The organism is Nocardia shimofusensis NBRC 100134, assembly GCF_001613125.1.
GTDB lineage: Bacteria > Actinomycetota > Actinomycetes > Mycobacteriales > Mycobacteriaceae > Nocardia > Nocardia shimofusensis.
On sequence record NZ_BDBT01000006.1, the window covers coordinates 213,049 to 230,397 of the forward strand.

Consider the following 17,349-nt stretch of genomic DNA (forward strand, 5'->3'; position numbering starts at 1 on the left):
CGGCGCGCATATTAGGCTCGCCTTCATGAAGGTGCGCGACGGTGTCGGGTCCGGTTCGGTGCGGTTGCTGCTGGCGGCGCTGGCGCTCGCCCTGATCGCGGCGGTGGCAGGCTGTGGCTCCGGCGGTTCCGGTACCGCCGGTGGGACCGGTCCCACCACCGCGACCCTCGCCGATCCGGACCCTGTCCCGATCGGCCCCGCTCCGCAACCGGCCCTGCCGGTGACCGTCCGTTCCTTCGACGGCGCCGAGGTCACCGTCACCTCCGCCGATCGCATCATCGCCGCCGACCGCTTCGGCACCCTGGCCCAGACCGTGTACGCCCTCGGCTTGGGTGACCGGTTGGTCGGGCGCAGCGTCGCGGCGTCGTTCCCGGCCGTGCGGGACGTGCCGAACGTGACCGGCGGCAGCGGGACGCTGAATGTCGAAGCGGTCCTCGCACTGCGGCCCACCGTGTTTCTCACCGACACCACCAGCGCTTCCCCGGCCGTGCGGGAACAGTTGCGTTCCGTGGGCATCACCGTCGTGTATTTCGACCCCGAACGCGGCATGGACAAGGTGGGTCCGCAGATCCAGGCCGTCGCCGACGCCCTCGGGGTTCCCGCCCAGGGGCAGGCGCTGACCGAGCGCACCCGTCAGGAGATCGCCGCCGCGGGCGCCGAGGTTCCCGAGCAGCGGGACCGGCCGCGCATCGCGTTCCTGTATCTGCGCAGCAGTGCCATCACCATGCTCGCCGGACCGGGTTCGGGTGCGGACTCGCTGATCACCGCGATCGGCGGGGAGGACGCGGGCACCGCGGCCGGGCTCACCGAACCGTTCACCGCCATCACCAGTGAGGCCATGATCGGCGCCGCCCCCGACGTGATCCTGGTGATGACCGACGGCCTGGACTCTCTGGGCGGTGTGGACGGACTGTTGCAGGTGCCCGGCATCGCCCAGACCCCCGCGGGCGCGGACCGGCGCATCGTGGACATGTCCGACGCGGTGCTGCTGAGCTTCGGCCCCAACACCGGCCGGGTCGTGCAAGCTCTCGCCGACGCGGTGTACGGCGCGCAGGCATGAGCGGTCGCAGCGAGGCCGGTGAGATCGACACCGCCGGTTCCCGCCCCGAGCTGACCACCCCACCGGCGCCGCGCCCGCACACCCGCTCCCGCGCCTTCGTCGCCTTCGCTGTCGCGGTCGTGGCGTTGGTGGTGCTGGCGGCGGCCTCGGCGGCGATCGGGCAGGTGCCCACCAGTCCCGCCGAAGTGGCGGGCAGCATCTTCCATCGGATCGGCCTGGACTGGGGGCCGATGCCCGCCCACCCCGCCGGTGATGTGACGTTGTGGGAGGTGCGTTTCCCGCGGGTGCTGCTGGCCGTCCTCGTCGGCGCGGCACTGGCCACCGCGGGCGCGCTGCTGCAGGGCGTGTTCGCCAACCCGCTGGCCGAACCCGGTGTGATCGGGGTGTCCTCGGGTGCGGCGGTCGGCGCGGGCGCGGTGATCGTGTTCGGCGGCGCGTTCGTCGCCGCCTGGTCGGTGGCGTCGGCCGCTTTCGTGGCCGGACTGATCACCACCATGCTGGTGTATGTGCTGGCGCGCGCCAACGGCCGCACCGAAGTGGTGACCCTGGTGCTCACCGGCATCGCCATCAACGCTTTCGCCGGCGGGATCACCGCGTTCCTGCTGTTCGTCGCCTCCCCCGCTGCCCGCGACCAGATCGTGTTCTGGCAATTGGGCAGCCTCAACGGCGCCACCTGGGACGCGGTCGGCGTCGTGGCCACGCTCACCGCGTGCGGGGTCCTGGGCGCGGTGGCGGTCGCGTCCAGGCTGGATCTGCTCGCTCTCGGTGACGCCGCGGCCCGTCATCTCGGGGTCGACGTGGAGAGTCTGCGGCGCACCGTCATCGTGATCGTCGCGGTGCTGGCCGCCGCCGGTGTCGCGTTCACCGGCATCATCATGTTCGTCGGCCTGATCGTGCCGCATCTGGTGCGTATGGTCGTCGGCCCGGGACACCGGGTGCTGATCCCGCTCAGCGCGGTCGTCGGCGCGGTCGTGCTGCTCGCCGCCGACGTGGGTGCCCGCTCCCTGGTCGACAATGCCGACCTGCCGCTGGGCATGCTCACCTCGCTGGTCGGCGGACCGTTCTTCTTCTGGCTGCTGCGCCGCACCCGCGCCCGATCCGGAGGCTGGGGATGACCACCACCGAAACCCTGTCCCTGCGTCATCGCCTGACCGCGCTCACCCGCAGCCACGACCTGCCCGCCGCTCCCGAACCAGGGCGGGTCACGGTGCGCGCGATCGGCCTGACCGTGTCGCGACGCGGCGGCGCCGGACCCGCCCGCCGCGTGCTGGACGGCGTGGACTTCCAGGTCGCCGCCGGTGAGATCGTCGCCCTCGTCGGCCCCAACGGCGCGGGCAAATCCACCCTCCTGGCCGCCCTCGCCGGCGAACTCACGCCGAGCGAAGGCCACGTCGAACTCGACGGCCACCAGCTCACGCACTGGTCGGCCCTGGACATGGCCCGCCGCCGCGCGGTCCTGCCGCAGAGTCACACCGTCGGCTTCCCGTTCACCGCCCGCGAAGTCGTCGCCATGGGCCGCGCCCCTTGGGCCCGCACTCCCCGCGAGCTGGACGACGATCGGATCGTCGCCGAAGCCCTCGCCGCCGCCGATGTCACACACCTGGCCGAACGCTCCTTCCCCACCCTCTCCGGTGGTGAACGTGCCCGCGTCGCCCTGGCCCGCATCCTGGCCCAGGACACTTCCACTCTGTTGCTCGACGAACCCACCGCCGCCCTGGACCTCGGCCACCAGGAAGAAGTTCTCGAACTCGCCGCCGGCCGGGCCGCCGCGGGGGCGGCGGTCGTGGTCGTCCTGCACGACCTCGGCATCGCCGCCGCCTACGCCGACCGGGTGGCAGTGTTGGAAGGCGGGCGCATCGCCGCCGACGGCCCACCGCGACAGGTGCTCACCGGTGAACTGCTCAGCCGCGTCTACCAGCACCCCGTCGACGTCTTCGACCACCCGGTCACCGGCGCCCAGCTCGTCCTGCCCGCCCGCGGCTGACACGGACCGCCCGTCCACGGCGCGCATCCCACCCGTGCGGCGGGGTCGGCGCGACAGCGAGGCCGACCGGTCTGTGGCGGTCAGCGCAGCACGTTGACCCGGCCCGCGCGCAGGTCGGCCAGCACATCGGCGTGCAGGTCGTCCACCAGCGGCCCCGGCAGGTCCTCGTCCAGAGCGCAGAACCGCAGATCCGACACCCGCGTCGCGGGCGGCTGGGCCCGCGTGCCGACGATGCCGCAGCGCAGCACCGTCGTGATCGTCTGCGCCACATCGCCGTTGGCGAACTCGTGCCGGTACCCGCTGTACACGCCGTGCAGCGCGCTCACCTTCACCTCGAGACCGGTCTGCTCGGCCACCTGACGCACCGCCGCGTCACGCACCGTCTCACCCAATTCGACCGTGCCGCACGGTAAACCCCATCGTCGGTCATCGGCGCGTCGCCGCAGCAGCACTCGGCCGTTGTCGATGACGGCCGCGGCGGCGTAGTGCAGTTGGATCGGTGCGTGGCCGACGTATCCGCGCAGCCATGCGATGTAGTCGCTCATGACTGCGAGTTTGGCAGGATATTCCGCCAGAAGTATTGGCGGGAAATCCTTTACACGCAGGTAGCCGCACGGTGCTGTGATCATGCACAGCGCGTCGGGACGGCCGCGACGCTCATCTCCAGATCAGGTCGCTCATCTCCAGATCAGTTTGAGCACCGCGGGGGTCAACATCAGGCGGATGACGGTGGCATCGATGAGCAGGGCCGCGATCATGCCGTAGGCGATGTATTTCATCAACACCAGATCCGAGAATCCGAACGCGCCGGTCACCACGATGAGGATCGCCGCCGCCGAGGTGATCACACTGCCGGTGTGGGCGATGCCGTAGCGGATCGCCTCCTGTGGTTCGGCACCGTTCGCGCGGGCCTCGCTGACCCGCGAGAGCAGGAACACCTCGTAGTCGGTGGACAACCCGAAGATCACCGCCACGATCAACGCCAGCACGGCGAACATCAACGGCCCGGGCGTGAAATCGAAGACTCCCGCCCCGTGCCCCTGCACGAACACCCAGGTGAGGATGCCCAGCGTGGTGAGCAGGCTCAACGCGCTCATCACCACCGCCTTGACCGCCAGCACCACCGACCGGAACGCCGCGTACATGATCGCCAGCGCCGCGCACACCAGGATCAGCAACAGCAGCGGCAACCCGTTGAGCAGGCCGTTGATGCTGTCGCGTTCCAGCGCGGGGACCCCGGCCACCATGATCTGCACCCCCTCCGGTTCCGGGATCGCCCGCAACGCCGACATGACCGCGTCGGCGTCGCGTTTGTCCAGCAGACCTGCGTCGAGAACGTTGATGCCCGCGGTGGTCGGCGCTGCCGGTTCGAAACGCCCGGTCAAGCCGGGAATCTGGTTGGCGGCATGACGGATGTCGCCGAGCTGGGCCGAATCCGCGCCCACCACCACCAGTTTCAGCGGTTCGGTGCGGAAACTGGGGAACAGCTCGTCGAAATCCTCCTGCGCCACCCGCGCCGGATTGTCCGAGGCCAGATAGCGTTCGCTGATCCCGCCGAATTCGATGTGACGCAACGGCACCGCCAGCGCCAGCAGCACGAACACGATCGACAGCGACACCGTCCACGGCCGCCGCATCGAGAACTGCGCCAGCTTCGAGAAGAATCCGGCATCGATCTCGGCTTCGGTCTTGGTGCGGGAGAACCGCTTCCAGCCCAGGAAATCGATGTTGTGTCCCGCGATCGCCAACGCCGCGGGCAAGGCCGTCACCGACAGCACCGCCGCCAGCAGCACCGAACTGATGCCGCCGTAGGGCACCGAACGCAGTACGCCGTTGGGGAAGATGAACAGCGCCGCCAGACTGACCGCGATGATCGCCGCCGAGAACAACACCGTGCGCCCGGCCGTGGCGACCGTGCGGGCGGTGGCCTCTTCCACGCTGCGCCCGGCCGCCAGCTCCTCCCGGAACCGGGTCACCGTGAACAACCCGTAGTCGATGGCCAGACCGAGACTGACCAGCGTCATCACGGCGCTGGCGAAGACGTTGACGTCGATGTGGTCGGTCAGGCCCCGCAGGATGCCCTGGGTGCCCAGCACCGTCATGCCGCCGATCAGCACCGGCAGCAGCGCGCCCACCACGCCGCCGAACACGAAATACAGCAGGATCGCCACCAACGGCAGGGCGATCAGCTCCGCGCGCCTGATGTCGTTCTGCATGCCGATATTGATGCCCTCGACGATCGGTTGCAGCCCGGCCAGCTGCACTGTCGTCCCGCCGGGACCGCTGCCGTCGGTACCCGCGTCCAGGGCCGGTTTGATCTCGAGATAGTTCTCGACGGTCTCGGTGCCGCCGTCGCCACGCAGGCCGACGCTGGCGAAGGCGTGGGTGCGGGAAGCGTCGGTGGCCTGCCCGGCGAACGGGCTGTCCCAATAGCTGTCGATCTTGAGGATCTGCTCGTCGTAGTCGCGCAACAGCGCCGACAGATATCCGGTGACCGCCGCACGCACCGGCGGATCGTCGACGGTGGCGCCGGTGGGGGCGGTGAACAGCAGGATCAGATCGGAGTCGGTGTCACGGCCGAAGGTGGAATCGGCCAGCTTCGCCGCGGCCACCGACTCGCTGGACTCGTCGAACCAGCCCTCCTGGGTGAACCGGTCGCCCAGGTCACGGCCGTACCAGCCGGACAACAGGACAGCGAACGCGACGACGGCGAGCACGAGGAAACGATGGCGGTGGACGAACCGTCCCCACCGCAGGGAACCGGAGTGCAGCATGGCTGGATCGGGGCGCTATCCGCAGGCCGGGGTGCGGTAGTCGGCCGAACGCAGGATGCCGCACAGATCGTCGCGGGAGATCTTCCAGCGGTCGTCGAGGTACACGAAATGCACGATCGTGGTGCGCACCGCGGCGCCGGTGCCGTCCTTGTCCAGTCGCATCGTCGCGGTCAGAGTGCCGTCGCGGTTGTCGAACACCGGGTCGGTGACTCCGTAGACCGCGCGCGGATTGTCCTGCAACGCCTTGTACATGTCGGGGATGGCGTCGCGGAAGGCGTCACCGTCCTCGATGAGGGCGGTGCGTTCGCTGTCGGGCAGCGAGGGATCCAGCGCCCGCTTGATCTGGGCGTCGAGTTCGGCGGCGGTCGGGATCGGGCGCGCGGCGATCGAACTGGACGTCGCCGCCGACGAGGACGACAACGCGGCCACCGCTTTGGAACGGGCCGCGTCGACGGCGGCGTCGTCGGCGGTGTCCGAGCCGCAGGCTGTCACCGTGCCCAGGACGAGGGCCAGCGCGGCAGTGCCGAGAAAGAGCCGGCCGGCCGTGATCGGGCGGGTCCGCAACGAACGAGTGGTGTGCATCACTACCTACTTACCATCTAGGACAGATCCCAGCCGCCCCAGCAGTGCCCGCACCGTCACCCCGCGCGGGGTCGGGTCGTGCTGCACCGCCTCGGCCGCCGGGATCAGATCACGGACCAGCGCGACCACGCTGCGTTCGTCGTCGAGGTCGACATCGGTCACCCGGGCCTGCGCGACCGCGACGATGTCCTCGGGTCCGGGAACGGCGCCCGCGTCGAGGTCGGCGCGATAGATCTCGAGGCTCAGCACGGCGCGCACGGTGCGGAAAGCGAACGGCCTGCCGTCCTCGGCGGTACCGAAGCCGTGCGCGAACCGGCCGAGAGTCACATCGTCGACGGCGAACCCCGATCGTTGCTCGGCGGTCACACGGATCTCCCTGGGTCGGACGCTGGGGTGTTCACCGTAACGCTGGTCACCGACACCGCGACCCGCCGGACCCCGGTCGGCCGGTGTGTCGGGGCGGCGTGGTCAGATGGAGTGTCGTTTTTTCCGGTGGTGAAGGAGTTCGGTGGATGCGCCCAGGCGGTCCGGTTTCCCCGATCCTGGTGGTGGTGGCCTCGCTGCTGGTACTCACCGGCTGCGGTTCCGACGATCCCGGCACGCAGGTCCCGACCAGGGAACCGGCCACCGCGGCCCCCGCCCCGGCGACCACCGTCACCCCCGCCGGTGAACGTTTCGCCCTGCCCGGTCCCATCGATGTCCTGCTCGCCGAATCGGGCACCGGCCTGCTCGCCGGACTCGACACCGACCCCGGCACCGCCCTGCTGATCGTCGACCCCGCCGACGCCCGGGTGGTTCGCACCGTGACCCTGCCCGCGCCCGGCGCCGCGCTGTCCCAGGGCGTCGACGGCGAAATCCTGGTCCCCGCCCGCGACCGGGTGCTGCGGGTGGACGCCGCCACCGGCGCCGTCACCGAGATCGCGCTGGCCGGGGACCTGCGTACAGCGGCGCCGGCCGTCGACGGCGGCCTGGTCGTCGGCGACGCCGAGGGCCGGGTGCGCACCGTCACCGCCGACGGACAGGTGCAGACCACCGTGTCCGGACTGGTCACCGCCGACGTCGTCGTGCGCGCGGGCGACCGCCTGGCCGTCCTCGACCGTCGCCAGACCTCGCTGACCGAGATCACCCCTGGTCAGGACCGTCTCGGGCTGTCGCTGCGGGCCGGGGACGGCGCGGTGAACATGATCGCCGACCATTTCGGCCGGGTCCTCGTCGCCGACACCGCCGGATCCGAGCTGTTGGTCTACAGCACCGGACCGCTCGTCCTGCGCCAGCGATTCCCGGTAAGATCATCGCCTTACGCGCTCGCCTACGATCGCCGGTCGGAGACGGTGTGGGTGACGTGCACGCAGAGCAACGAGGTCGTCGGATTCGATCTGTCGACGGGGATCGGGCAGGAGGTCGGGCGTCATCCGACGGTGCGCCAGCCCGACTCCGTCACCGTCGACGAACGTACCGGTGACCTGTTCGTCGGCTCCGCCGCCGGCGACGGCCTGCAGCGGATCCCGGCGGACGAGCTGAAGGAAGGGCAGTGATGGCGTCCAGTAGTTCCCGCGCGTTCCCCGCCGGTTGGGAGACCGGCGGCGAAGGCGACGATTACGAATACGTGCCGCTGCGGCTGCCCCGGGAGGTCACCCGGGTGACCGCCTCGATGCGCCTGGCCATCCAAGCCGAATTCGGCGGCTGGGAGCTGTCGCGGGTGCGCGCCTACACCGACGGCAGCCGCAAAGTGCTGCTGCGCCGTCGTAAGAGCGCGCTACTACCCACGCCCGAACCGGGGATGTGATGGGCCGGATGTATGCGCTGCTCCTACGACTGATGTTCCTGCTGCCGCCCGAACGCGCCCACCACCTCGCGTTCGCGGCGATGCGCCTGGCCGCCCGGTTCGCGCCGCTGCGGGTCCTGATCAGCCGGATCGCCGTCGTCGACGACGAGATCCTGCACAACACCGTCTTCGGCGTCCGGTTCCGGGCGCCGCTGGGTCTGGCCGCCGGATTCGACAAGAACGCCGAAGGCGTCGACGTGTGGGGCCCCTTCGGCTGGGGATTCGCCGAGATCGGCACGGTCACCGCCCAGCCCCAGCCCGGCAACCCCGCTCCGCGCCTGTTCCGGCTGCCCGCCGACCGCGCGCTGATCAACCGGATGGGCTTCAACAACCACGGCGCCGCCGCGGCCGCCGGCCAGTTGCGCGCCCGCACCGCCACCGTCCCCCTCGGGGCCAATATCGGCAAGACGAAAGTCACCCCCGCCGCCGAGGCGCCCGCCGACTACGCCACCAGCGCCGCCCTGCTCGGCCCGCTGGCCGACTTCGTGGTCGTCAATGTCAGCTCCCCCAACACCCCCGGCCTGCGCGACCTGCAGGCGGTCGAATCGCTGCGCCCGCTGCTGCGCACCGTGCTCGACACCGTCGCCGAGAGCGGACGCCCGGTGCCGGTGCTGGTCAAGATCGCCCCCGACCTGTCCGACGAGGACATCGACGCCGTCGCCGACCTCGCCCTCGAGCTCGGGCTGGCCGGCATCGTGGCCACCAACACCACCATCGGCCGCGCCGGTCTGCGCACCGACGCCGCCACCGTGGCCGAGATCGGCGTCGGTGGACTCTCCGGCGCGCCCGTCGCCGACCGCTCCCTGGAAGTGCTGCGCCGCCTGCACCGCCGCGTCGGCGACCGGCTCGCACTCATCTCCGTCGGCGGCATCGAAACCCCCGACCAGGCCTACGAACGGATCCTCGCCGGCGCGAGCCTGCTGCAGGGCTACACCGGATTCATCTACGGCGGCCCGTTCTGGACCCGCCGCATCCATCGCGGCATCGCCGAGCGGCTGCGCCGCGACGGATACACCTCGATCGCCGAAGCCGTCGGCGCGGGTGATCGCGCCGCGCTCGGGCGCAAGGAGTCCGACTCCCGCTGACGACGAAGGAGTCCGATCTTCGCTGACGACGAAGGAGTCCGGCCTACGCCGCCGACGAAGGAGTCCGGTCCTTCCGACGACGAAGGAGTCCGGTCCTTCCGACGACGAAGGCGCAGCATTCGCGGGGATGCTGCGCCTTGAAAGGTCGATCCACCGGGCCGGACTCACCGGCGCGGGATCATGCGTGCTCGGGGAACACCCGCCGGTTGCTGCCGGTGTCGAAATCCGGCGGCAACTCCAGCCATTCCCGCACATCGGGGCCCGGAGGACCGTTTCGCTCGTGGTGGCGCTGCACGATCCGCTCCCAGATCCGTATCAGCGCGTCCTGAATGGTGATGCCGAGCAGATCCGCGCGCGTTTCCATCATCGCGAACACGATCCGATCGTCGACCAGGTCCGGCTCACTGACCAGCACATCCAGTTCCATACCCGCCAACGCCTGGCTGCGCGAGAGCCACCGATCCGGCAGCCAGCTCAATCGCCAGCAGCGTGGCCCCGCTCGTGATTCGCGCGCCGCCCGTTCCGGGCTCACCTCGCTGGTCATCGACGTTCTGTCGATCCGGATGCGCGTGGCCGGGATATGCGCGAACAAGCTGTTCATGGGCTGCCTCCCCTGGGGGGCGATGCGTCACCTGGTTCCCAGTGTGACCGGTCGCACCGGTCCCCGCCATAACATTTTCGGCAGTTGCCGATTCAGACGTGGCATTTGCCGTGACACTGGCAGAATTCACCGTAACAACAGTGGTTGAACGCCGCAGGGCTTTACGCGGGCATCAGTGGAGGGGCGATCGTCGATGACGGCGCAGCAACCGGGGACCGTCGCCGTCCGGAACATCCTCACCAGACTCTGCAAACGCTCCGGGCTGAGCGCGGATCGCTTGCGCACCACCGAGATCGACATCTCCCCCCTGCTCGATCTGCCGGTCATCCGGCGCCGGGCCCACCGCGACGGCGTCGTCGATCTACGCCTCGTGGTCTCGCCCGTGGTGCGGGAATACGCCGAAAGGCTCGATCCCAGTAGACGATTCATCGTCGACGCCGCGCTGGCCCTCGGCTGGTGGCGCGACCGGGCGCGCGGCGAGATCGACCTCGACCGCCTCTACGCCGCCGACCTCGGCGAACGCCGCGCCTACCTCGCCGAACACTGGACCCGACTGCACGAGATCGTCGGCGCCACACCCGATCCCCCCGAACTCACCGCCCGCTATCTGCGCACCAGCCCCGAACACCGCGCCTTCACCGACCTGGCGGCCCTGCTGGATTCCGATCCTGGCTACGGCCGAAGCCCGGATCGGGCAACCGGATCCGACGATCCGGACAGCGATGCCCGCACCGGCGTCGCAGCCGTGCCGCCCTCGCGCGGAACGGTCACCGTCGTCGGCGACGCGGTCATCGACCACATCTACCGCACCGATCACCTGCCCGGCGAAAACGCGCCCGCCCGAGGCAGTTTCACCGAGAGGATCGGCGGCAAAGGGCTCAACCGCGCCGTCGCCGCCGCCCGGCTCGGCTTCCACACCGAATTGATCGCCGGCGTCGGCGACGATCCGGCGGGCCGCCGCATCGTCGGCTATCTGCGCCGTCACCGCGTCGGTGCCCGCCACCTCGAGACCGTCCCCGGTGAACCCACACCCGTCGGCGCCGTGATCGTCACCGCCACCGGCTCGTTCGCCACCATCGAACACGACGCCGACAGTGTGCGGTTGACCGTCGAAGACCTCTCCACCGCCGAGGTGATGGATGCGCTCACCGTCAGTGACGCGGTCTTCCTCACCCTCGAACACCCCACCTCGGTGCTCGAACACGTCCTGCGCACCGTACGCGCCGCACCGCGTCCGCGGCTGTTCGTGCACGCCGCGCCGCCGGTCCCGGCGCCGCAGTACTACTACGAATTCTTCGACCGCATCGACTATCTCATCGGCAGCAGGTGCGAACTGGCGCGGCTGCTGTCGCCCGGCGTCGACTTCACCGGCGAAGGTTACGACGACCCCGGCGTCTTCGATGCTCAGGTGATCGCCCGGCTGCGTGCGCTCGGGGTCGGCTGCGTCTGCGTCATCGAGCACTTCCACTGTCAGGTGCGTTCGGCGCGCGTTCGCCTCGACATCGCCCCCGCCCTGGCGGTGCGCGTGCAGGATTCTCCCGGCGCGGCCGCCGCGTTCACCGCGGCGTTGGCCTATCGTCTGGCGGGTCACGATTGGGTCGCGGCCCCCGAAGATTTCTCATGGGCGAGCGCGGCGATGGCCGCCGCGCAATCCTTCGGCGACATCCCCGACGCCATGCCGGTGGTCGAGCGCATCGACCGCATCGCCGGATTCCGGACGTAACGGACTCCACAATGGTGGACGTATGGCTACGATGAGTGAGCTACGCCACTCGAACACATCCGCTGTGTGAGATAGTGCGGTGGCGATCGAATCATCATTTCGGGTCCTTGCCGAGGTCCGGGCGGCCCCGGGAAGGGTTCGAAGCAGGTCGAGTCGCGTTCACGAACGACATCGGGAACAGGGAAATATGAGCACTTCAGCAATCGGTTTCGCGCATGAGACGGGCAAGACGGTCTACACCGTTCCCGAGGCTTTCCAGGAGACTCTCACGCTGCGACCCGATCAGGTCGCGCTGCGCACGGTCGGCGGCACCACCGAGATCACCTGGCGCGAATACGGTGAACGGGTGCGGGCCCTGGCCGCCGGCCTGGCCGGGCTCGGTCTGAAGCACGGCGACACCGTCGGCATCATGCTCACCAACCGTCCCGAGTTCAACCTCGTCGACACCGCCGCGCTGCACGTCGGCGCCACCCCGTTCTCGGTGTACAACACCAGTTCCCCCGAGCAGATCACCCACCAGTTCGGCAACGCCGGCAACAAGGTCGTCGTCACCGAGCAGGCCTTCCTCGACGTCATCAAGGCCACCGGCGTCGACCTCGAGCACATCGTCGTCGTCGACGGACCGGCCGAAGGCACGTCGACCCTGGCCGACCTCGAGGCCAACCCCGCCGCCGACTTCGACTTCGACGCCGCCTGGCGCGCGGTCGCCAACACCGACCTGGCCACCCTGATCTACACCTCCGGCACCACCGGTCCGTCCAAGGGCGTGGAGATCACCCACGCCAACGCCCTCGCTCAGATCACCGCGCTGGTCAGCGGCCCGCTGCGGGTCGGCCTCGACGACCGGGCGGTGTCCTACCTGCCCGCCGCGCACGTCGCCGACCGCATCTCCGGGCACACCATCAACCTGGTCACCGGCATCCAGATCACCACCGTGCCCGACCCGCGCGAGATCGCCGCGGCCCTGCCCGACGCCCGCCCCACCACCTTCTTCGGCGTGCCGCGCGTATGGCAGAAGATCAAGGGCGGTGTGGAGGCCAAGCTCGCCGCCGAGGCCAGCCCGGTCAAGAAGAAGCTCGCCCTGTGGGCCGTGGACACCGGCGTCGCCGCCGCCCGCGCCGACCTCGCGGGCAAGGGCCGCCCCGCGCTGCTGTCGTTGCAGCACAAGCTGGCCGAGAAGCTGGTGCTGTCCAAGCTGCGCGCCGCTCTGGGCTTCGACGAACTCAAGGTCGCCGCCTCCGGCGCCGCGCCCATCCCCGCCGAGACCCTGGAGTTCTACCTGGGGTTGGGCTTCACCGTCAGCGAGGTGTGGGGCATGTCGGAGACCACCGGCGTGGGCACCTTCACCGAACTGGACAAGCCGCGGCCCGGCACCGTCGGCCGCGTCGTCGACGGTGTGGAGATCAAGCTGGCCGACGACGGCGAGGTCCTCATCCGCGGCCCCATCGTCACTCCCGGCTACCGCGGCATGCCCGACAAGACCGCCGAGGCGATCGACGCCGAGGGCTGGCTGCACACCGGTGATGTCGGCACCATCGACGACGACGGCTACCTGACGATCATCGACCGCAAGAAGGAACTGATCATCAACGAGGCGGGCAAGAACATCGCCCCCAGCAATATCGAGAATGCCGTCAAGGCGGTGTCCTCGCTGGTCGGTCAGGTCGTCGCGATCGGTGAGGCCAAGCCCTACATCACCGCGCTGGTCGTCCTCGACCCCGACATTCTCGCCCTGCGGGCCAAGGATCTGGGCGCCACCGACGCCGACTTCGCGGCCCTCACCGCGCGCCGGGAGATCATCGACGAGGTGCACGCCGCGGTCAAGGCGGGCAACACCAAGCTCTCCCGCGTCGAGCAGATCAAGCGCTTCACCATCGTGGACTCGGTGTGGGAGCCCGGCGGTGACGAACTGACCCCGAAGATGTCGCTCAAGCGCAAGCCGATCGCCGAGAAGTACGCCGCCACCATCGAAGAGCTCTACGCCGAGACCCCGGCCGAGCACATCGTCAACGTCTGACGCCGCACATGAGAAGGCCCAGGGCGCGAAACGCCCTGGGCCTTCTCGCTCGTTCGAACGCTACTTCTGCTCGTAGGTGCCCACCAGGGTGGCGCGTGCCAGGGTGTGGGAGAACAGGTTGAACCCCAGTACCGCCGGAGTGGTGTTCTCGTCGATGCCCAGGTGATCCACATCCACCGCGTGCACCACGATGAAGTACCGGTGCGGGCCGTGCCCGGCCGGCGGGGCCGCGCCCACGTAGCCCGCGCCACCGGCGTCATGGCGCAGGGTGATCGCGCCCTCGGGCAGTCCACCGTCGGCGGCGCCGGAGGCCAGCGAGGTCACCGAGGCCGGGATGTCGGCCACGGCCCAGTGCCAGAAACCCGACGCCGTCGGAGCGTCCGGGTCGTAGACGGTGACCGCGAAGCTCTTGGTCTGCGGCGGGAACCCCGACCAGGACAGCTGCGGGGAGATGTCCTTGCCGCCTGCGCCCATCACGCCACTGACCTGATCGTTGCCCAGCGGCCGACCGTCGGTGACATCCTCGGAGGTCAGCGTGAACGAGGGGACCTTCGGAAGCGCGTCGTAAGGGTTGTGAGCCATGGTTCCTTCCTGAGCGGAAATTGCGTACGTCCAGATCAACTGTTCAACAGGAAATGTTCCAGCACCTTGGTACCGAATTCGAGCGATTCCACCGGAACCCGCTCGTCGACACCGTGGAACAGCGCACTGAAATCCAGTTCCGGCGGAAGCCGCAGCGGCGCGAAGCCGAAGCAGCGAATCCCCAAGCGGGCGAACGCCTTCGCGTCCGTGCCGCCGGAAAGCATGTAGGGCACCGTGCGCCCGTCGGGATCGTGCGCCAGGATCGCGTCGTTCATCGCGTCCACCAGATGCCCGTCGAAGGTCGTCTCGTAGGAGTCGAGCTTGGTGATCCACTCCCGCTCCACGTCCGGGCCGATCAATTCGTCGACCTCGCGCTCGAAGGCGGCCTGCCGCCCCGGCAACACCCGGCAGTCGACCACCGCTTCGGCGGTCTGCGGGATCACGTTCGCCTTGTATCCGGCCTGCAGCATCGTCGGATTGGCGGTATCGCGCAGCGTCGCGCCGATGATGCGTGAGATCGTGCCCAGCTTGGCCAGCTGACCTTCGATATCGGGGCCGTGCGGATCGAACGGCAGCCCGGTCTCCTCGGCGACCGCTGCCAGGAACTCGGCCACCGAATCCGACAGCACCAGCGGGAAGGTGTGCGTGCCCAGCCGCGCCACCGCCTGGGCCAGCATCGTCACCGCGTTGTCCTCGTGCAGGAACGAGCCGTGTCCGGCGCGCGCCCTGGCGCGAAGACGCATCCACCCCAGGCTCTTCTCCGCGGTCTCCACCAGGTAGAACCGGCGGTCGGTGCCGTCGCGGCGCGGCAGCGTCAGCGAGAAGCCACCCACCTCGCCGACCGCCTCGGTGATCCCGGCGAACACATCGGGCCGGTTGTCGACCAGCCACTGCGAGCCCCACCGGCCGCCGTTCTCCTCGTCGGCCAGGAACGCGAACACCAGATCACGCGGCGGGACCGTGCCCTCGGCCTTGAACTGGCGCGCCACGGCCAGCATCATGCCGACCATGTCCTTCATGTCGACCGCGCCGCGACCCCACACGTATCCGTCGTGTACCGCGCCGGAGAACGGATGCACACTCCAGTCCGAGGCCTGCGCTGGAACCACATCCAGATGACCGTGGATCATCAGCGCCCCCCGGCTGGGATCGGCGCCGTGCAGACGGGCGAAGAGATTTCCGCGGCCCGGAGCGCCCGACTCCACGTACTCGGTGGTGTAGCCGACCTCACGCAGCCGATCACCCACCCACTCGGCACACTCCTGCTCCCCCTTGGTGGTGGCCAGGTCGCCGGTATTGGATGTATCGAACCTGATCAGCTTGCTGACCAGGTCCACCACTTCGGCGACCGCGCGTGAGTTCTTCGAATCGGATTCTCGACCAGTTGCGGACACGCTCCTTTCCTACCATCTTCTCCGGAAGCGGCGCGCCGATGGTGATCGTGGTGAGTCGATGCCCTATCGGTCCCGCGCCCGCGGCCGCATCGGCACCGCCGTGTCCGGTCCGCCGGTGAACGACAACGCACGCCGCACCGGGCCCTCGTAGGCGGGTTCGAGATCCATCCGCTGGGCCAGCACCGCCAACGCCAGCGTCATCTCCATCATCGCGAAATTCTGTGCCACGCAGATCCGTTTGCCCGCGCTGAACGCCAGCATCCCGTGCCTGCGCTCGGCCGCCGTCGCCGGATCCAGATGCCGCTGCGGATCGAAGCGCTCCGGCTCGGGCCACACCGACGGATTGTGGTGCACTCCGTGCAGGCTGATCACGATCGTCGTGCCCGCCGCGATCCGGTAGCCACCGAGCACGTCGGGTTTCTTCGCCACCCGGGTCAACCCGATGATCGGCGGATACAGCCGCATCGACTCGGTCAGCACCGCCTTCGTCCACTCGAGCTCGTCGACATCGTCGGCGGTCGGGGTGCGCCCGCCCAACACCCGGCGCAGTTCCTCGTGCATGCGCTCACGCGCCTGCGGATGCGCGGCCAGCAGCGTCCACGTCCAGGTCAGCGCGGTCGCCGAGGTCTCCATGCCCGCGCCGATGAAGGTCATCAGCTCGTCGTGGATCTCGGTGTCGCTGTAGGCGTGCCCGGTCTCGGGATCGCGCGCGGCGGTCAGCAGGCCGAGCAGATTGTCGGTGCGCGTGATGCGGCCCTGACGGTGATCGTCGATCACCGCATCCACGGCGCGCTCGATCCGGCGCAGCTCGAGCATCATCGTCGGCGAGGACAGCCACGTGACCCACCGCATCGCGCGAATCGGAATCCGGGAACCCGCTCGCCGCGCGGGCGGGGTGGTCACCCGGACGACCAGCGTCGACACAGCGCGCAACGGGCGGCTGATGTTGGTCATGAAGCCGATGCCGAAGAATCTCAGCAGATTCGTCAACCGGATCTGGGAGATCGGCCCCGACAGGTCGGTGCCGAACATGGTGCGCGCGACGATGTCGAGGGTCAGCCGGTTCATCTCCGCGCCGATGTCGACCGGGCCGTGGGCGCCGAGCACCAGGATGCGCTCGGCGGCGTCGGCGGCGGCCTCGGTGATCGGGACGGCGAAACGGTCGATGTTCGCGCGCGAGAATATCGGCTGCACCAGGCGGCGATTGCGGTGGTAGCGGCGATCGTCGGGGTCGGTGACCAGACCCTGACCGAACGTCACCGCCATCATGTCGTATTCGGCGCTCTTGGCGTAGGCGTCCTGATTGGTCACCAGGATGCGCCGGGCCAGCGCGGGACTGCGCACCACCACGAATTTCAGCAACGGCAGCCGGGTCACCAGCACGTCGTCGGCGCCGGGCAGTTCGGCGGCCAGATAGTGGATCAGGCTGCGATCACGCCAGCGCGGCACGAATTGCGCGACATAACACCAGGATTCGCGCCAGCCGACGCGGGTGCGATGCCAGCGCATGGGAGCGGGTTGCCAGCGCGGCGGATACAGAGTGGTGTCGCCGTCGGGCGGGGCGATGTCGGACGGCGGAGACGCCATGACGGGCCATCCTTACGTCGAGTGTTGTCGTCGAGAGGGCAGGACACGTCGCCGTGAACGGGGTGCGCGCCGCCTGCGGGTGGCACGCGGCGCACACGCGAAACATCCACATGCCGTTGATGTTTCGCTGTGTTA

16 protein-coding genes are annotated in these 17,349 nt (G+C 69.4%); 8 read left to right on the forward strand and 8 right to left on the reverse strand.

Going from position 1 to position 17,349, the window contains the following annotated elements; translation table 11 throughout:
- The first annotated feature begins 25 nt into the window (after window positions 1-25).
- The 3 genes from NS3_RS09205 to NS3_RS09215 are packed head-to-tail and all read left to right on the forward strand — an operon-like array spanning window position 26 to window position 3,044.
- Window positions 26-1,060, forward strand: coding sequence for a heme/hemin ABC transporter substrate-binding protein (locus NS3_RS09205; protein WP_067856715.1), 1,035 nt, complete (start codon window positions 26-28; stop codon window positions 1,058-1,060).
- Complete coding sequence (locus NS3_RS09210; RefSeq protein WP_084495208.1) at window positions 1,057-2,175, forward strand: FecCD family ABC transporter permease; 1,119 nt, start codon at window positions 1,057-1,059, stop codon at window positions 2,173-2,175. Before NS3_RS09205 ends, NS3_RS09210 begins: the two co-directional genes overlap by 4 nt.
- Complete coding sequence (locus tag NS3_RS09215; RefSeq protein WP_067856718.1) at window positions 2,172-3,044, forward strand: heme ABC transporter ATP-binding protein; 873 nt, start codon at window positions 2,172-2,174, stop codon at window positions 3,042-3,044. Before NS3_RS09210 ends, NS3_RS09215 begins: the two co-directional genes overlap by 4 nt.
- Before the next feature lie 80 nt (window positions 3,045-3,124).
- On the opposite strand, the gene NS3_RS09220 is transcribed toward NS3_RS09215, so the two are convergent.
- The 4 genes from NS3_RS09220 to NS3_RS09235 form a co-directional block, all read right to left on the reverse strand.
- On the reverse strand, window positions 3,125-3,589 hold the full coding sequence (locus NS3_RS09220; protein ID WP_067856721.1) for an NUDIX domain-containing protein: 465 nt from the start codon (window positions 3,587-3,589) through the stop codon (window positions 3,125-3,127).
- 132 nt (window positions 3,590-3,721) lie between these two features.
- On the reverse strand, window positions 3,722-5,818 hold the full coding sequence (locus tag NS3_RS09225) for an MMPL family transporter (RefSeq protein WP_067856724.1): 2,097 nt from the start codon (window positions 5,816-5,818) through the stop codon (window positions 3,722-3,724).
- A gap of 15 nt (window positions 5,819-5,833) precedes the next feature.
- Window positions 5,834-6,400 (reverse strand): WKL family lipoprotein, encoded by a 567-nt coding sequence (locus NS3_RS09230; protein WP_067856727.1) that lies wholly within the window; start codon window positions 6,398-6,400, stop codon window positions 5,834-5,836.
- Window positions 6,401-6,406: 6 nt separating this feature from the next.
- A complete protein-coding gene (locus NS3_RS09235) occupies window positions 6,407-6,766 on the reverse strand; it encodes a hypothetical protein (RefSeq protein WP_067856730.1) in 360 nt (119 codons plus the stop codon).
- A gap of 146 nt (window positions 6,767-6,912) precedes the next feature.
- On the opposite strand from NS3_RS09235, the gene NS3_RS09240 reads away from it, so the two are divergent.
- From NS3_RS09240 to NS3_RS09250, 3 genes are read left to right on the forward strand one after another with little or no spacing between them, the layout of a single operon-like run.
- Complete coding sequence (locus NS3_RS09240) at window positions 6,913-7,935, forward strand: NHL repeat-containing protein (protein ID WP_067856732.1); 1,023 nt, start codon at window positions 6,913-6,915, stop codon at window positions 7,933-7,935.
- Complete coding sequence (locus NS3_RS09245) at window positions 7,935-8,186, forward strand: DUF5703 family protein (RefSeq protein WP_067856735.1); 252 nt, start codon at window positions 7,935-7,937, stop codon at window positions 8,184-8,186. Before NS3_RS09240 ends, NS3_RS09245 begins: the two co-directional genes overlap by 1 nt.
- A gap of 8 nt (window positions 8,187-8,194) precedes the next feature.
- The gene (locus NS3_RS09250; protein ID WP_067856930.1) at window positions 8,195-9,310 is read left to right on the forward strand and encodes a quinone-dependent dihydroorotate dehydrogenase; all 1,116 of its coding nucleotides are present in this window, start codon (window positions 8,195-8,197) and stop codon (window positions 9,308-9,310) included.
- Window positions 9,311-9,488: 178 nt separating this feature from the next.
- On the opposite strand, the gene NS3_RS09255 is transcribed toward NS3_RS09250, so the two are convergent.
- Window positions 9,489-9,911: a hypothetical protein gene (locus tag NS3_RS09255; RefSeq protein WP_067856738.1), complete on the reverse strand. Its 423-nt coding sequence runs from the start codon at window positions 9,909-9,911 to the stop codon at window positions 9,489-9,491.
- A 193-nt stretch (window positions 9,912-10,104) separates the two neighbouring features.
- On the opposite strand from NS3_RS09255, the gene NS3_RS09260 reads away from it, so the two are divergent.
- Together NS3_RS09260 and NS3_RS09265 are read left to right on the forward strand one after the other, a co-directional pair.
- Entirely contained in the window at window positions 10,105-11,634 is a 1,530-nt protein-coding gene (locus NS3_RS09260; RefSeq protein WP_067856741.1) for a carbohydrate kinase family protein, read from the forward strand.
- 187 nt (window positions 11,635-11,821) lie between these two features.
- Window positions 11,822-13,651 (forward strand): AMP-dependent synthetase/ligase, encoded by a 1,830-nt coding sequence (locus tag NS3_RS09265; RefSeq protein ID WP_067856744.1) that lies wholly within the window; start codon window positions 11,822-11,824, stop codon window positions 13,649-13,651.
- Between the two features lie 60 nt (window positions 13,652-13,711).
- On the opposite strand, the gene NS3_RS09270 is transcribed toward NS3_RS09265, so the two are convergent.
- From NS3_RS09270 to NS3_RS09280, 3 genes are all read right to left on the reverse strand, one after another.
- Complete coding sequence (locus NS3_RS09270) at window positions 13,712-14,233, reverse strand: YbhB/YbcL family Raf kinase inhibitor-like protein (RefSeq protein WP_067856747.1); 522 nt, start codon at window positions 14,231-14,233, stop codon at window positions 13,712-13,714.
- A 35-nt stretch (window positions 14,234-14,268) separates the two neighbouring features.
- Window positions 14,269-15,627 carry a M20/M25/M40 family metallo-hydrolase gene (locus tag NS3_RS09275; protein ID WP_084495212.1) on the reverse strand — a complete coding sequence of 453 codons (1,359 nt, stop codon included), beginning with the start codon at window positions 15,625-15,627 and terminating at the stop codon, window positions 14,269-14,271.
- A gap of 63 nt (window positions 15,628-15,690) precedes the next feature.
- On the reverse strand, window positions 15,691-17,214 hold the full coding sequence (locus NS3_RS09280) for a cytochrome P450 (protein ID WP_067856750.1): 1,524 nt from the start codon (window positions 17,212-17,214) through the stop codon (window positions 15,691-15,693).
- Window positions 17,215-17,349 lie beyond the last annotated feature (135 nt).

Bases quoted from the DNA above. Each gene is read 5' to 3' on its own strand.
- NS3_RS09205 (WP_067856715.1), top strand. From the start codon at position 26: ATGAAGGTGCGCGACGGTGTCGGGTCCGGTTCGGTGCGGTTGCTGCTG.
- NS3_RS09210 (WP_084495208.1), top strand. From the start codon at position 1,057: ATGAGCGGTCGCAGCGAGGCCGGTGAGATCGACACCGCCGGTTCCCGC.
- NS3_RS09215 (WP_067856718.1), top strand. From the start codon at position 2,172: ATGACCACCACCGAAACCCTGTCCCTGCGTCATCGCCTGACCGCGCTC.
- NS3_RS09220 (WP_067856721.1), bottom strand. From the start codon at position 3,589: ATGAGCGACTACATCGCATGGCTGCGCGGATACGTCGGCCACGCACCG.
- NS3_RS09225 (WP_067856724.1), bottom strand. From the start codon at position 5,818: ATGCTGCACTCCGGTTCCCTGCGGTGGGGACGGTTCGTCCACCGCCAT.
- NS3_RS09230 (WP_067856727.1), bottom strand. From the start codon at position 6,400: ATGCACACCACTCGTTCGTTGCGGACCCGCCCGATCACGGCCGGCCGG.
- NS3_RS09240 (WP_067856732.1), top strand. From the start codon at position 6,913: ATGCGCCCAGGCGGTCCGGTTTCCCCGATCCTGGTGGTGGTGGCCTCG.
- NS3_RS09245 (WP_067856735.1), top strand. From the start codon at position 7,935: ATGGCGTCCAGTAGTTCCCGCGCGTTCCCCGCCGGTTGGGAGACCGGC.
- NS3_RS09250 (WP_067856930.1), top strand. From the start codon at position 8,195: ATGTATGCGCTGCTCCTACGACTGATGTTCCTGCTGCCGCCCGAACGC.
- NS3_RS09255 (WP_067856738.1), bottom strand. From the start codon at position 9,911: ATGAACAGCTTGTTCGCGCATATCCCGGCCACGCGCATCCGGATCGAC.
- NS3_RS09260 (WP_067856741.1), top strand. From the start codon at position 10,105: ATGACGGCGCAGCAACCGGGGACCGTCGCCGTCCGGAACATCCTCACC.
- NS3_RS09265 (WP_067856744.1), top strand. From the start codon at position 11,822: ATGAGCACTTCAGCAATCGGTTTCGCGCATGAGACGGGCAAGACGGTC.
- NS3_RS09270 (WP_067856747.1), bottom strand. From the start codon at position 14,233: ATGGCTCACAACCCTTACGACGCGCTTCCGAAGGTCCCCTCGTTCACG.
- NS3_RS09280 (WP_067856750.1), bottom strand. From the start codon at position 17,214: ATGGCGTCTCCGCCGTCCGACATCGCCCCGCCCGACGGCGACACCACT.